Annotated in this window: 13 protein-coding genes; 6 read left to right on the top strand and 7 right to left on the bottom strand. The window is 61.5% G+C overall.

The window, feature by feature from the left end; all coding sequences use genetic code 11:
* The first annotated feature begins 347 nt into the window (after positions 1 to 347).
* The gene (locus QMX88_RS02585; protein ID WP_192171717.1) at positions 348 to 1,454 is read left to right on the top strand and encodes a GGDEF domain-containing protein; all 1,107 of its coding nucleotides are present in this window, start codon (positions 348 to 350) and stop codon (positions 1,452 to 1,454) included.
* On the top strand, positions 1,447 to 2,385 hold the full coding sequence (locus tag QMX88_RS02590; protein ID WP_282365988.1) for an iron-sulfur-binding ferredoxin reductase: 939 nt from the start codon (positions 1,447 to 1,449) through the stop codon (positions 2,383 to 2,385). Before QMX88_RS02585 ends, QMX88_RS02590 begins: the two co-directional genes overlap by 8 nt.
* A 74-nt stretch (positions 2,386 to 2,459) precedes the next feature.
* On the opposite strand, the gene pyk is transcribed toward QMX88_RS02590, so the two are convergent.
* Positions 2,460 to 3,911, bottom strand: coding sequence for a pyruvate kinase (gene pyk / locus QMX88_RS02595; protein ID WP_282365990.1), 1,452 nt, complete (start codon positions 3,909 to 3,911; stop codon positions 2,460 to 2,462).
* A gap of 179 nt (positions 3,912 to 4,090) precedes the next feature.
* Here pyk and QMX88_RS02600 point away from each other — a divergent pair, with 179 nt between their 5' ends.
* Positions 4,091 to 4,465 (top strand): tetratricopeptide repeat protein, encoded by a 375-nt coding sequence (locus QMX88_RS02600; RefSeq protein ID WP_074884629.1) that lies wholly within the window; start codon positions 4,091 to 4,093, stop codon positions 4,463 to 4,465.
* Positions 4,466 to 4,778: 313 nt separating this feature from the next.
* Positions 4,779 to 5,138: a PilZ domain-containing protein gene (locus QMX88_RS02605; RefSeq protein WP_192171714.1), complete on the top strand. Its 360-nt coding sequence runs from the start codon at positions 4,779 to 4,781 to the stop codon at positions 5,136 to 5,138.
* A gap of 11 nt (positions 5,139 to 5,149) precedes the next feature.
* On the opposite strand, the gene QMX88_RS02610 is transcribed toward QMX88_RS02605, so the two are convergent.
* Both QMX88_RS02610 and QMX88_RS02615 read right to left on the bottom strand, forming a co-directional pair.
* On the bottom strand, positions 5,150 to 6,505 hold the full coding sequence (locus tag QMX88_RS02610) for a DUF58 domain-containing protein (protein ID WP_282366000.1): 1,356 nt from the start codon (positions 6,503 to 6,505) through the stop codon (positions 5,150 to 5,152).
* Complete coding sequence (locus QMX88_RS02615) at positions 6,502 to 7,623, bottom strand: AAA family ATPase (RefSeq protein WP_282366002.1); 1,122 nt, start codon at positions 7,621 to 7,623, stop codon at positions 6,502 to 6,504. The genes QMX88_RS02610 and QMX88_RS02615 overlap by 4 nt, the downstream gene beginning before the upstream one ends.
* Positions 7,624 to 7,919: 296 nt before the next feature.
* Here QMX88_RS02615 and QMX88_RS02620 point away from each other — a divergent pair, with 296 nt between their 5' ends.
* On the top strand, positions 7,920 to 8,183 hold the full coding sequence (locus tag QMX88_RS02620; RefSeq protein ID WP_192171711.1) for a hypothetical protein: 264 nt from the start codon (positions 7,920 to 7,922) through the stop codon (positions 8,181 to 8,183).
* Positions 8,184 to 8,226: 43 nt separating this feature from the next.
* Positions 8,227 to 8,913, top strand: coding sequence for a zeta toxin family protein (locus QMX88_RS02625; RefSeq protein WP_192171710.1), 687 nt, complete (start codon positions 8,227 to 8,229; stop codon positions 8,911 to 8,913).
* A 51-nt stretch (positions 8,914 to 8,964) separates the two neighbouring features.
* Here the strand turns inward: QMX88_RS02625 and QMX88_RS02630 are convergent, their stop codons facing one another.
* Genes QMX88_RS02630 through QMX88_RS02645 form a run of 4 tightly spaced genes read right to left on the bottom strand, consistent with a single transcriptional unit; the run spans position 8,965 to position 13,535 of the window.
* On the bottom strand, positions 8,965 to 10,191 hold the full coding sequence (locus QMX88_RS02630; RefSeq protein WP_282366010.1) for a DUF4350 domain-containing protein: 1,227 nt from the start codon (positions 10,189 to 10,191) through the stop codon (positions 8,965 to 8,967).
* Positions 10,188 to 11,834 carry a DUF4129 domain-containing protein gene (locus QMX88_RS02635; RefSeq protein ID WP_282366012.1) on the bottom strand — a complete coding sequence of 549 codons (1,647 nt, stop codon included), beginning with the start codon at positions 11,832 to 11,834 and terminating at the stop codon, positions 10,188 to 10,190. Before QMX88_RS02635 ends, QMX88_RS02630 begins: the two co-directional genes overlap by 4 nt.
* Positions 11,821 to 12,801, bottom strand: coding sequence for a stage II sporulation protein M (locus QMX88_RS02640; protein WP_282366014.1), 981 nt, complete (start codon positions 12,799 to 12,801; stop codon positions 11,821 to 11,823). Before QMX88_RS02640 ends, QMX88_RS02635 begins: the two co-directional genes overlap by 14 nt.
* Positions 12,798 to 13,535: an RDD family protein gene (locus QMX88_RS02645; protein ID WP_282366016.1), complete on the bottom strand. Its 738-nt coding sequence runs from the start codon at positions 13,533 to 13,535 to the stop codon at positions 12,798 to 12,800. Before QMX88_RS02645 ends, QMX88_RS02640 begins: the two co-directional genes overlap by 4 nt.
* Between the last annotated feature and the right edge of the window lie 91 nt (positions 13,536 to 13,626).

Genomic DNA, 13,626 nt, shown 5'->3' on the forward strand with positions numbered 1-13,626 from the left:
AAAGCATCTTGATCAGGCGTCAGACAGCCGGGCAACACCTCGGCGTGGTCAGGGTAAAAAAGGCGCGGCAGTATAACCCGAGGTCGATTAAGGTACATCCGCCAAAGGCCAAACCGTCGTCGAAAACGCCGTACGGCGCCCGCACTGAATCATGCATGAAACAGATTGCTACGGCTGTCCGGAAAGACAGGGATTTGAATAGTCATTTTTTTACGCAAGCACTACAGTGGCAAGCTGCCTGCATTACCGCGCATGGCGCAGGAAGGTTTTGATCTGGTGCCTGAAAAGTGTCACAGGTCATCTTGCCGGTACGGGACGGACCCTTAATACCCATGATGAGTCAACGAGTGACTGCCCAAACTATCCAGCGTTTGCTGCTGAAACGTTTCGCGCTCGCTACCGGCACCTATGTGCTGGGGCTGATGCTCGTATGGATGGCGTATTTTACCGGCTACTATCAAGCCACCTTCTTCGGGATCTGGTGCACCAGTGTGCTGGTGCTTTTCTGTCAGGCCGCCTTGAGCCTGGTGTTTTTCGGTGGCTACAACCGACGCTTCAAAGACCCCAGCCTGACCGAGTTTCAGGTGCTCCTTGGGCTGGCCTGGCAGACGTTTCTCATCAGCCATATGGAAGCCTCCCGCGGCACCTTTCTGATCATTTACGTGCTGGTGCTGATGTTCGGATTGTTTCACCTGCGGCCCAGTATCTTCGCGCGGTGCGCCTTGTTTGCCTTGCTGGGATTCGCCGGGATCAACCTGTGGGACGCCAGTCGCGGGCGCCTGGCCGATCCGGGGCTGGCGGCGATTCAGACCTGCGCGTTGTTCATCGTTTTTTCCTGGCTGTGCCTGTTCGCGCGCTTCGTGCAGAACTCGCGCAACCGCATGCATCAGCGCCGCATCACCTTGCAGGCGCATCAGGAAACCCTGCGCGGCATGATGCTGCAGCTCGAAGAACTGGCGTCCACCGACGAGCTGACCAACCTCTGTAACCGCCGTCACTTCCTGCGTATCGCCACCCGCGAACTCGAACACATGGACGGCAATTACACTGCCGGACTGGCGCTCATCGACCTCGATCACTTCAAGCGGGTCAACGATATCCATGGGCACGCCGCGGGTGACCGGGTGCTGCAGATGTTCGGCAAAACCGCGGCCCAGTGCCTGCGCTCCGATGACATTCTCGCGCGCTATGGCGGTGAAGAATTCGTCTTGCTGATCCCGCGCTGCACCCGTGCGCAACTGGTCGACTGCTGTGAGCGCATCCGGCTCGCTTTCACCCATGTCACGCTGCCCGAGTTCCCTGAGTTGGACCTGAGCCTGTCGATCGGCATGACGGTTATCGAGCGCGGCGATCACATGGACCGGGCGCTGCAACGGGCCGATCAGTCGCTGTATCGCGCCAAGCACCAGGGCCGCAACCGCTGCCACGGCGCCTGGGATTATGCCGATGCCTGAGTTGCGAGTGGGCGGCCGGCAATGGTCGGTGGCGCCTGCGGCCAATTTGCTGGATGCCCTCAACGACGCCGGATTGTCCGTCCCCTACAGCTGCCGCGCCGGCAGTTGCCACGCGTGCATGGTCCGTTGCGTCAGTGGCGATCCGGCGGATGCCGCGCCCGATGCGCTGGATGCCGACAAGCGCGCCCAAGGCTGGCGGCTGTCGTGCCAGTGCCGGGTGACGAGCGACCTGACCGTTGAAATCTTCGACCCCTTGCGCGATGGCTTGCCGTCGACAGTCGTGGGAGCTGACTGGCTGAGCCCGTCGGTGTTGCGCCTGCGACTGAACCCCGAACGCCCGTTGCGCTACCGCGTCGGCCAGCACCTGGTGCTGTGGACTGCGAGCGGCGTGGCGCGTCCTTATTCGTTGGCGAGCGTGCAGGGGCACGATCCCTTTCTGGAATTTCACATCGACTGCCAGCGTCCGGGCGCTTTCGCTGATGTCGCCCGCACGCTGCAACCGGGCGATCCGATCCGCCTCGGCGAACTCCAGGGCGGTGCGCTGCGCTACGACCCCGACTGGCAGGACCGGCCGTTGTGGCTGCTGGCCGCAGGCACCGGACTGGCCCCGCTCTGGGCTGTGCTGCGCGAGGCGTTGCGGCAGGGCCATCAGGGTGAAATTCGCCTGATACATCTGGCGCGCGAGCCTCAAGAGCATTATCTGGCGGAGGCTCTCGGCGAGCTGGCGATCCAGCATCCGAACCTGCACGTGGAGTCGATCGAGCTGGCGGACTTCTCGGCCGTGCTGAGTGGGTTGCGCGTGACGTCTCGTCAGACCATTGCGCTGGTGTGCGGGTCGCCTGCCAGCGTCGAGGCGTTCTCGAAGCGGTTGTTCATTGCCGGATTGCCCCGTGGTCAGTTACTGGCGGACGTATTTGTGGAGAAGGGCTGACAGTCCATGGGTTCAAAGACATAAAAAAGCCCCGCACTCTCACGAGGCGGGGCTTTTTAGTGTGGCGGTGTCGCTTAAACCATTGGGTCGCCGACGTGCAGGATCTTCATGCCGTTGGTGCCGCCGATGGTGTGGTAGCTGTCGCCCTTGGTCAGGATGACCCAGTCGCCTTGCTCGACCAGACCGCGCTTGACCAGTTCGTCCACAGCCGACTGGCTGACCTGACCGGCCGGCAGTGCCGCCGGGTCGAACGGAATGGTGTAAACGCCACGGAACATCGCCGCGCGCGCCTGGGTGCCGCGGTGCGGGGAGAACGCGTAGATCGGCACCGAGGAGCGAATGCGCGACATGATCAGCGGGGTATAGCCGCTTTCGGTCAACGCGATGATCGCTTTCACGCCAGGGAAGTGGTTGGCGGTGTACATGGCGGCCAGCGCGATGCTCTCGTCACAACGGGTGAATGAGTGACCGACGCGGTGGCTGGAGGTCTTGCCGGTCGGATGACGCTCGGCACCGACGCAAATACGCGCCATTGCCTCCACGGCTTCGACCGGATAGGAGCCGGCGGCACTTTCAGCGGACAGCATCACGGCGTCGGTGTAGTCGAGCACGGCGTTGGCCACGTCGGACACTTCAGCGCGGGTTGGCATCGGGCTGGAAATCATCGATTCCATCATCTGCGTGGCAACGATCACCGCCTTGTTGTGGCGACGTGCGTGCAGGATGATTTTCTTCTGGACGCCCACAAGCTCCGCGTCGCCGATTTCCACGCCCAGGTCGCCACGGGCAACCATGACCGCGTCACTGGCGCGGATCAGCGCATCGAGGGTTTCGTCGTCGGCAACCGCTTCGGCGCGTTCGATCTTCGCCACCAGCCAGGCCGTGCCGCCGGATTCGTCACGCAGCTTGCGTGCGTATTCCATGTCGGCCGCATCCCGCGGGAACGAAACGGCCAGGTAATCCAGGTCCATTTCGGCAGCGAGCTTGATGTCCTGCTTGTCTTTCTCGGTCAGCGCCGGAGCCGTGAGACCGCCGCCGCGACGGTTGATGCCTTTGTGATCCGACAGCGGGCCGCCGATGGTCACGGTGCAATGCAGTGCGTCGGCGGTTTGCGTGTCAACGCGCATGACCACGCGTCCATCGTCCAGCAGCAGCTCGTCGCCGACGCCGCAGTCCTTGACCAGATCGGGGTAATCGATACCGACGATGTCCTGGTTGCCGTCGGTCAGAGGATGGCTGGTGGAGAAGATGAACTTGTCACCTACCTTCAGCTCGATCTTCGTGTTGACGAATTTGGCGATGCGGATTTTCGGGCCTTGAAGGTCACCCAGCAACGCGACGAACCGGCCGTTCTTGGCGGCGATGTCGCGGATCAGCTTCGCGCGAGCCTTGTGCTCGTCGGGCGTGCCGTGGGAGAAGTTCAGGCGGGCGACGTCCAGGCCAGCGAGAATCAGCTTCTCGATGACTTCTGGCGAATTACTGGCAGGGCCCAGTGTGGCTACGATTTTGGTGCGGCGAACGGTCATGCACAAACTCCTTAAATGAAGCGCAGCGAGAGGCTACTACTGTATTGCTCTGTAGTCATTGTTCCTTTGCACTACCTGCCCCCCGGATCGCTGGGCAATCGGCAGGTCGGCGGCCGTCAAATCGACCTTGAAGAAATCCCGGAATACGCCGATACAAGGGCTGAGCACAGGAGACTCTCATGCGAATCGTGATGATATTAGTGGCGCTGCTTGCCTTGGGTGGCTGCACCCGCTGGGCAATGAACAGCCATTTGAACAACGCCAACCGCGCCTACGCACAGGGCGACTGTGACGCGGTGATGTACAACCTGTCGAAAGTCGATCGCGAGAGCCGTTCGCGTCGCTATGTCCAGCCCGAAGTGTCGATGTTGCGTGGCCAGTGCCTGGAACGCCAGAAGTTCTACATGGATGCCGTGCAGACCTACCAGTACATCATCACCCAGTTCCCGGAAAGCGAGTACGCGTTCCGCGCCAAGGCCCGTCTGGACACCCTGCACCAGCTGGGGCATGACAACCTCGCGCCGCCTGCCACACCGCGTGCTGCTTCACGCTAGTTACACCCGACTGGATATACGGTCGCGTTTTCGGGTGGATATCGCGAAAACCTGAGCTAGGCTGCGATGAGTAGGGACCTAAGTGTTTTGACGAAGGCGGCAGCGCCACTGATCCGAAAGCAGGGTGATAAGCGGGGTTATCGCTGATCGGCCGCTCGGATCAGTGACTTTTGCCAGTGCCGAATGAGTCAGATGTCGTCATCGGTTTTTCAACTGATGGATTCTGGCGTCACGGGTCTGGCAGTTCCGTGCAACCGAATCCCAAAGCACTAGCGCGGCCATGCTCAATGGTCATCTCAGGGCGAGTGTCCGAATGCTTAATGAAAGACGAATCGAACGTCACCAACTGCCTTACTACCTGCAAGTGTTCAACCGGTATACCGATAAACCGTTGGGTTGCCTGGGTAACGTGTCTGAGCAAGGCCTGATGCTGATCAGCGATCTGCCCATTCTGGTGGGGGCTGATTTTCAGCTGCGCCTGAAGGTGCCCGACGGCAAGAACGGCCTGTACAACATCGATATCGACGCCAGCTGCCTGTGGTGTCATGAAGACGAGACCCCACGCGTGTTCGATTCCGGCTTCCGCCTGCAAGCGGCGCCGGCGGAATACTTTGTCCTCATTCAGGCCTTGCAGCACTACTTCAGTTTCTATCCGCTGGAGGCTTCCGCCTGAAGGCAGGTGTCCTACAAAGCCCCGGCCTTTTTCCAGCTCATGTATCGGCTGACCAACTCCGGCCCCAACTCACTGGGGCGCACATCCAGCACCGGGATGCCATGGGCGACCAAACGCTCATGCAGCCCGCTGCGTGCGTTGAGCAGATCGACCGTCCCGCAGTAGTCCACGGCCTCTTGCCAGGTCTGCACCGGTGCTTGACGCAGATCGTCGAGCACGGCCTCGCGCAAACTGGCGATCAGCACGCGATGATGTCGACTCAGCTGTTTGACCGCTTCCAGTAGCTGCTCGTCATCCTCGTCCCGCAAGTTGGTGATCAACACCACCAACGCCCGGCGTTTCTGCCGCGCGAGGGTATTTCGCATGGCTACCGCGTAATCGGCGGGGCGCTGGGTCGCGTTGACGTTGTAGAGGTGATTCAACAGCACGTTCAGCTGGCCGGCGCCTTTGACGGGGGGCAGATGCCGGTCCTGTTCGCCCGCGAAGGTTGAAAGACCGACCGCGTCGCCCTGACGCAACGCCACGTAGCTCAGCAGCAGGCAGGCGTTCAGCCCATGGTCGAAGTGCGTCAGCTCCCCGTCCTGGCTGCGCATGCGTCTGCCGCAGTCGAGCATGAACAGGATTTGCTGATCGCGCTCATCCTGATATTCCCGCGCAATGGGCGCGCGATGCCGGGCCGTGGCCTTCCAGTCGATCTGACGCAGGCTGTCGCCTTCACGAAATTCGCGCAGCTGATGAAATTCCCGGCCCAGCCCCCGGCGCGGCTGTTGGCGGATGCCGATCTGCCTGAGCCAGTTCTCGACGCCCAGCAATTGCCCGTTGTGCAAACGGGCGAAATCCGGGTACACCCGGACAGCGTCATGGGTGGGCACATAACGTCGGGATGACCACAGGCGCAGCGGGCTGCGGATAAGGATCTCGGTCCGTTCGAAGGTGAAATCCCCGCGACTGGCCGGACGCAGCCGATAGGTCAGCTGGGCGGTGCGCTGTGAACGCAGCACGACGTCCTGGGGCAGATTCTCGGTTTCGTAGCGGGCATCCGGCTCCGAAGGCCCATGATCAAAAAGGGTTAAGGAAAGCGCGCGAGGTGAATCGTGTTCCAGCTCGACCCGCACCTCGCTCCAGCGTCCCATCCCCAGGCTGCCGGCCAGGTGCCGCTTGGCCCGAGGGGAGGGCAGACGCCACAGCCACGCGGCATCCAACGCAGCGACGGCAGTCATCACACACAGCAGGGTCCAGAAAAAGCCGTCCAGCCGGGCAGCCGGGCCGCGGCCCAATGCCTGCAGAATGCCGAGCAGCACCGAGACGCCGAGGAGGACGGCCAGCCACCAGAGCATGCGTGTCGACGGCTTGAGCAGTTGCTTCATCGACGCGGCGCCGCCACCTGATCCAGCAATTGCTTGAGCACGTGATCCACTGACAAGCCTTCGATGTCCAGCTCCGGCGCTAGCCTCGCTCGATGACGCAGCACCGCCAGCGCGCAGCCTTTGACGTCGTCAGGTACGACGAACTCGCCGCCACGCAACAGCGCCCGTGCGCGCGCTCCCCGAATCAGTGCGATGGACGCCCGCGGCCCTGCGCCGAGTGTCAGGCCCGGCCACGTGCGAGTGGTGCGAGCCAGCCGCACGGCGTAATCGAGGACCTGTTCATCCACCGGCAGATCGCCGGCGATGCGTTGCAGCGCCAGCACATCTTTTGCCTGCATCAAGGTGCGAAGGGGCTGGACATCGAGCATGTCGGAGCGCGTCGAGCGGGTGACCTGGCGGACCATCTCCAGCTCCTGATCGGCCTGGGGATAATCCATGCGGACCTTGAGCATGAAGCGGTCGAGCTCGGCTTCGGGCAGCGGGTAAGTGCCTTCCTGCTCGATCGGGTTCTGCGTCGCCAGCACCATGAAGGGTTGCGGCACCGGCAGCGCGCGGCCTTCCAGTGTGACCTGACGTTCCTGCATCGCCTCAAGCAGCGCGGCCTGGGTCTTGGCTGGGGCGCGGTTGATCTCGTCCGCGAGCAGCAGATGGGTGAACAGCGGCCCTTTGCGCAGCTTGAACTGCTCGCTCTGCATGTCGTACACGGCATGGCCGGTCACGTCGCTGGGCATCAGATCAGGGGTGAACTGAATGCGCGCAAACTCGCCGCCGAAACACCGGGCCAGCGCCCGCACCAGCAGCGTCTTGCCCAGACCGGGCACGCCTTCGAGCAACACATGACCGCCGCCAATCAGCGCGGTCAGCACATCATCGATGACGGCGTCCTGGCCGATGACTGCTTTTTGCAACTCATGCCGCACCGCTTGGGCCAGATGAATCGCGCGCTGGCGCTGCTGAGCCGGATGGCTGCCCGAAGCGGTGGCCGGCTCGGTGTGTTTGTGGTCCACGGCTACGGTTTCAGAGATGGGGAGGTGATTAGACGCGTGGCTTGGCTCGGTCGGTTGATCGCTCGCATGCTCGGGCGTTTTGCTAATGTTCAAGTCCGTTTTATCGTCCATAAATCGAGTGCTTACCTGATTTGACTTCGGGGATTTTGCCAATGCACCGCTGAACGAGCTGCCTGGCTCGCCGCATCATGCGAATGTATCGAGCCTCAAAGGTCAGAGGCGGTGGTGCGTCGAGGTTTGATAGGAAAAAGCCGAATCCATATGTGTCCGATCTTGAGTGTATGTCGAGAACCCTGAGAGGACCCAGTCGGATCCTGTGACACATCACAGTCAAGATTGGTGGCCCCAGTTGGGCTAGAATCCCGACGAAGCTGCTTACCGAATGAAACTGAATGCCGGAGAACATCATGGCTGAGGTCGACGTAAAAAAACTGTCTGAAGAAGACATGCTGAACCTTGAGGACAAAATCCCTGTATTGGCTGCAAGCGCGACCCTCTCGGCATACTACCGGGCGCTGTCGTCGGGGCTGACTGTGTACCGCATCCAGGGCTCCAATATGGTTGAAGCCAAAGCTGACGGCTCGGTGCGGGTGATCGCCCCAGCCAAGCCTCGTACCAAGGTCCTGTTAGGCAAGGTGCACAAGGTTCGCCGGCTGAAAGCCAGTGCCTAGGGCGCGCTGCTGGGCGGGGCCTAATGGCAGCGGCAAATCCACGATGAAAGGCTTTGTTCCGGCGAACCTCATTGGTATCTACGTGAACGCCGATGACATCGAACACGATGTCAAAGCGACCGGCTTTCTGGACCTCTCCATCTACAAAATTCACACCACGCCCCAAATATTGCATTCATTTATCGACCAGCATTCGCTGCTCGTCAGATTCAACAGGCAGGTACAGGCGAAGTTGATCGGTCTGGATGGCGACCGCATTGATTTCACGCGCGTACCCATGGATTCCTATTTCGCCTCGGCAATTGCCGATTTTATTCGACATCAGTTACTGGAGCTTGGCGAAAATTTCACCTTTGAAACGGTGATGTCCAGCCCTGACAAAGTCGAGTTTCTGGAGCTGGCGCAGCGCAAGGGCTATCGCACATACCTCTATTACGTTTCCACCGACTCTGTGGACATCAATATTCAACGGGTAGCCAACCGGGTTGCGGAGGGTGGGCACAACGTACCCGAAGACAAAATCCGCAAGCGCTACAAGGGCTCCCTTGATTTACTTCCTGCCGCAGTCGAGGCGACCCATCGTGCTTACATTTTCGATAACTCGGAGGCCGAGGCTGTCTTGCTTGCAGAAGTCACCGACGGCACCGATTTCGAATTCCGGTTCGAGAACTTGCCCGATTGGTTCGTCGAGAACTATGTCGACAAAGTTCTGGGCGCAGCCGAAGACTGATTCGGTATTACCACTCGCCAGCGCAGCGATATGACGCTGCGGATTGTCCGCTTACGCATTCAACGCATTCCTGAGGGCTTGCAGGTACGCAACCTGACGGGTGAATTCGCTGCTGGACAAGCGCTGCTCCGGCCGCGGACGCAACGCCTGGCCGATGTGGCTGGTGGACTGACGCGTCATGCGCGCCAGCGTTTGCCATTGTTCGGTGACCGCCAGGGTCTCAAAGCCGGGATGCCGTTGCCGGGCGCGACGCAGGATGTCTTGCTGCAAGGCGCGCAACGCGGCGTGCTGGCCTTCGCGGCGGAGCATGAAGTCGGCGCTTGCACGCAGGTGTTCGCTGAGCTGACGACGGCCGCGCGCAAAGATCGGCAACATGGGGCCATGGCGCATGCCTGCATGCCACAGCGTGGCAACGAGGCACAGCGTCAGGGCGAGCAGCGCCTGGGGGAAGTATTGCCAGAGCAGCCCGAACAGGTTGTCGTGTTCAGTACGCAGCACCATCGTGACGGTGCTGTCCTGGCTCAGATACCAGAGTAGCCAGGCATTATCGTATTCGCCGATGGCCTGCGTTTTCCACAGGTCGGCGTCGGTGACAACCGTGATTAATCCAGAGCCGTACACCATTTGCAGCAGGTGCGTGGCGTCAGCGCTGTTGGCCCATGACTGTGCATGGTCCTCGGGATCATCCAGATGGAAGGCCGGGTCAAAGCTCATGTAGGCCGGGTCGCTTTCGTTTTGCACGAACAGCCTGGTCAGCTCGGGCCACGGCGTTTCCGGGCCTTGAATGTCCGGCGTGCTCAGCGGGATGACCGGCTTGAGTTGCTCGCGCTGGCGTTCGCGGTCCTGCTCTTGCAGGTCTTGGGTGAGGAATTGGTGAATCTGCAGTTGATCCAGCAACAGGTCGCCGCTGCTTCCCTTGGTCCGGTCCCACAGCTGTTCGGCGACAAAGAGAAGACGGCCGCCTGATCGGGTCCAGGCCAGCAAGCGCTTGACCTCCGACGGCGTCATCCTTTCGCGGAAATCCAGCAGCATGAGCGTTTGCGGCTGGTCGCGGATGTCAGGGAGAGTGGTGAGCGTTTCAACCGTTTTCACCTGAATGTTTCGCTGACGCAGGAACGTCTGCGCGGCGAGGTAAGGGTTGGCCAGCGCTTCAGGCGAAGGCCCCTGGTCGACGGTTTCCTGATAACGCTCGAGCCGCTTCAGCGCGGGCATACTGGCGATGACGAGGCTCACCAGCATCAGCGCGGCGACCAGCCCGATGATCCAGCGCCGGCTCATGCGCCTGCCCCCGGCGCGAACAACTTCCGCCAGCCTGAACACAGCGTGTGTCGCGCCTGATCCGGCGGCACTTGGTGACCGTAGGCGAGGTTCTGCCAGTGGCGCGTCAGTTCATGGCTGAAGTCATCAAGGGATGGCTGCTTGAGCTCGGCGATGCGCGCCAGTATCTGGCCCTCGGTGTCGGCGCTTTTCAGCGGCAGTTGGTAATCGGTCAACAGGCGGCTCAGCAGTGCGCGATAAAGAAGGCTCAATGCCTCGCGCGGTGACTGTTGCCAGAGTCTTTCCGCTGCATCGGCGACATCCGTCGGCAGGGTTTCAGCGCGGACCTGCAGGCCAAAGAGTTGGTGAGGGATGTCTCGTGGAGCCGTCGCCTTGCGGGGGCTTTTGCCGACGAAGGTGGCGAACCAGGTCCGATAGCGCCAGATCACCCACGCGACCGTTAGGCCAAGCAGCGTCCACAGCAGCGCGCCGAATACCGCCGACAGGGTCTTGCCTACGTTGAGCGCGCCGACGACCAGTCGCGCCAGCCAGTTCGGTGTCTCGGCTGACTTGGCATCATGCTTGGCATCGTCAGCGGGCTGGGCGATGCGCCATCCGGACACCGGTTTGGGATTTTTGAACGGCGGTTGTTCAAGCACGGCATGGATGGCGTTCTGCGACGCCTGGCTGGTCAGCGGCTGATTGAGCAGGCGAGGTGAATCGGGTGGTGCAACGTCTTCGTCGGTCTGCGGGTTGCCCAGCGGCGGCAGCGGGCAGCTATTGCCCGACTCGCTGGGGATTTCGTCCGCCATTGACCGATCTGCCGTCCACTGGTTTGCCGCAGACTCTGCCATGACGGCGGACGGCAGCAACGTCAGCACAAGGATCCCGCCCAGCAACACCGCCAGTGCGCTGCCCAGAACACGCTGACGCAGCTTGCGGAAACCCAGCTCGATGTCCCACGCCTCCAGCGTGGTCCGGCGATTGAGGTACAGCGCAAATCCGCAGGACACATAAACCGGGCCCCATACGATCAGCACTAGGGCATAAAACCCGTTGGTCAAATGCTCCAGCCAGTCCCACTCACCCTCGATGTCCAGCAGGCTGCGCCATGACCAGTCCGCTTCGATCTGCGGGGGAATCATGGCGTAGAACAGCACCATCAGGCCGATCCAGAAGGTCATTTCGAGCGTACTGCCCAGCGCGGTCAGCAGACGCGCCGCCCGGGAATCCTTCTGGCCAAGCACGGTAATGCGCTGCGCCCGGGACAACCCGTCTAGTCCCTCCAGTTGCTGCACCGGCTGATAGAAACTGCGGCTGAGGCTCAGACGCCGCCAGGTCAGGCTCGCGAGCAACTGCGGCTTGAGTGCCGACGGAAAGCTTTTCAGCGCCTGCCTGAGTGACGGTGCCGGGCCGAACAGCGCTTGGGACAGAATCAGCAGCGGCAGCCGCTCGTAGGCTGGCTTGAGCCACCAGAACACGAGGACTGCCACTGACGGGTAATCCCACAGCAGCAGGGTCAGCAGCGCGAAGATCGGCAAGGTGACGATGGCCCAGCTGGTCATCAGCAAGGCGCGGTGCCGTTGCGCCAGGAGAACGCCCAGGTCGAGGGCCTCCCACGGCGTGCGTGGGCGTATGACAACGCTGGCGTCAGTCAGGCGCATGGGGCGTGCGTCCGGCAAGAGTCAGGTAGGCGCCGACCAGCAACCACAAAGAAGCGCCCACCCCATATTTGGCTGCCGCGGGCGGCCAGCTCATCGACGACCAGTACGCTTCAATGAATGCCGCGATGAGGAGGAACAGCATGACCCCGCCAATCAGTCGCACGCTGATCCGTGCAGCGCGGCGCAGTGCCTCGCCTCGGCGCAGTCGGCCGGGAGCGACCAGTGCCCATCCGAGTTTCAGCCCCGCTGCACCCGCCAGCATGATGCCGGTCAGTTCGAAGGCGCTGTGTCCAACCACGAACGGCCAGAAGGTTGTGCCCATGCCCGCGTCGGTGAGATGGCCCGCGACCGCGCCAATCATCAGTCCGTTGAAAAACAGAAAAAACAGACTGCCGACGCCTAACAGCAGGCCACTGGCAAAGGTCTGGAAAGCAATGCCGACGTTGTGCATGACGTAGTAACCGAACATCAGCCAGTCAGTGCTCGACGCGCGTTCGGCCGTTTGCCCGATACGCCGTGCGGCGGGCTCGTACATGGCGTGCATTCCGGCGACATCGGCGGGGCTGACGACGCTGTAGACCAGATCCGGATAGCCGTAGACCAGCAGCGCCATGAGCGTCAGGCTGCCAAAAAACAGCAGGCCGGCGAGGGCGACCCATCGCCATTCGGCACGCACCAGACGTGGGAAGTCCGCCAGCACAAAGCTCAGCAACTGCGCACTAAACTGGCTTCGGTGGCGATACAACTGCTGGTGCCCACGCATCGCAAGCTGCTGCAGTTGCTCGACCAGATGACTGGCGTAGCCACGGTCGATTGCCAGCGCAAGCTGTTGGCAGATCTGACGGTATTCGCGGCTGAAGCCGGCACCGGACCCGCTTTTGCGGCGACTCGCTTCCAGCGCCTCAAGGCGTGTTGCAAAACGCTGCCAGTCTTCTGCATGGCGTTGTTCGAACAGGCTTTGCTTCATGACGAGCCGGCCAGGCTGCGGGCTATGCCATTCAATTGCTGGACCGGGTAGTGAGGATCTCGCGAGCTGGACAACTGCAAAGGCTGCGTGACGATGGCAGCAAGCTCTTGAGCCCTCGCCGAAGAAAGTGTGCCTTGCCGCTCGGCAAAGGCTTGTATGGCGCGCTGTTCCTCCAGCAAGAGGGGCAGCGGCGGAATCCTCGCGGTGGCTTCAGCCAGTGGCGGCCGTTGCGGGGGCACGTCCCGATAGATGACCAGCGTGCCCGCCGCCAGATCCCCAAGGCGTTTGAACAGCGGATGCTGCAAACAGGTAAACGCGCCGACGCAATAGCCGAAGGGCAGCATGTCGACGAAGCGCAGCAGGTTGCGCAGCACTGAAGCCGACCAGCCAATCGGGGTGCCGTCATCGTGAATGACCCGCAGCCCCATGATCTGTTTGCCCGGAGTGCGCCCTTGATGCAGCACTTCGAAGAGCACCATATAGCCCCAGGTCCCGATAAACAGCGCGAGCATGAACAGCCCGGTGCCGAAGTCGCCCAGTGTTCCCAGCACGAAAAACAGCGCACCCAGTAGCGCGCCGCGAATCATCAGATCAATGGCGAAAGCAATTGACCGGGACAGTAACCCGGCAGGGCGCAGGATGAGGTCTATGCCCTCGGGCGTTTCCATGCGAACACGAGTGTCCAGCAGGGCAAGCGGTGCAGTAAATCCTGGCTCTGCATGGGAAAGGGACATAGAGGAAGGTACGCCGTTGGAAGAGGTTTGATGCTAGCCACGCCGGAGTGGCTAAGCAACGGGATGATTCTGGACAATGTGTGGGAAAGAG

Source organism: Pseudomonas sp. PS02290 (assembly GCF_029960075.1).
Classification (GTDB): Bacteria; Pseudomonadota; Gammaproteobacteria; order Pseudomonadales; family Pseudomonadaceae; genus Aquipseudomonas.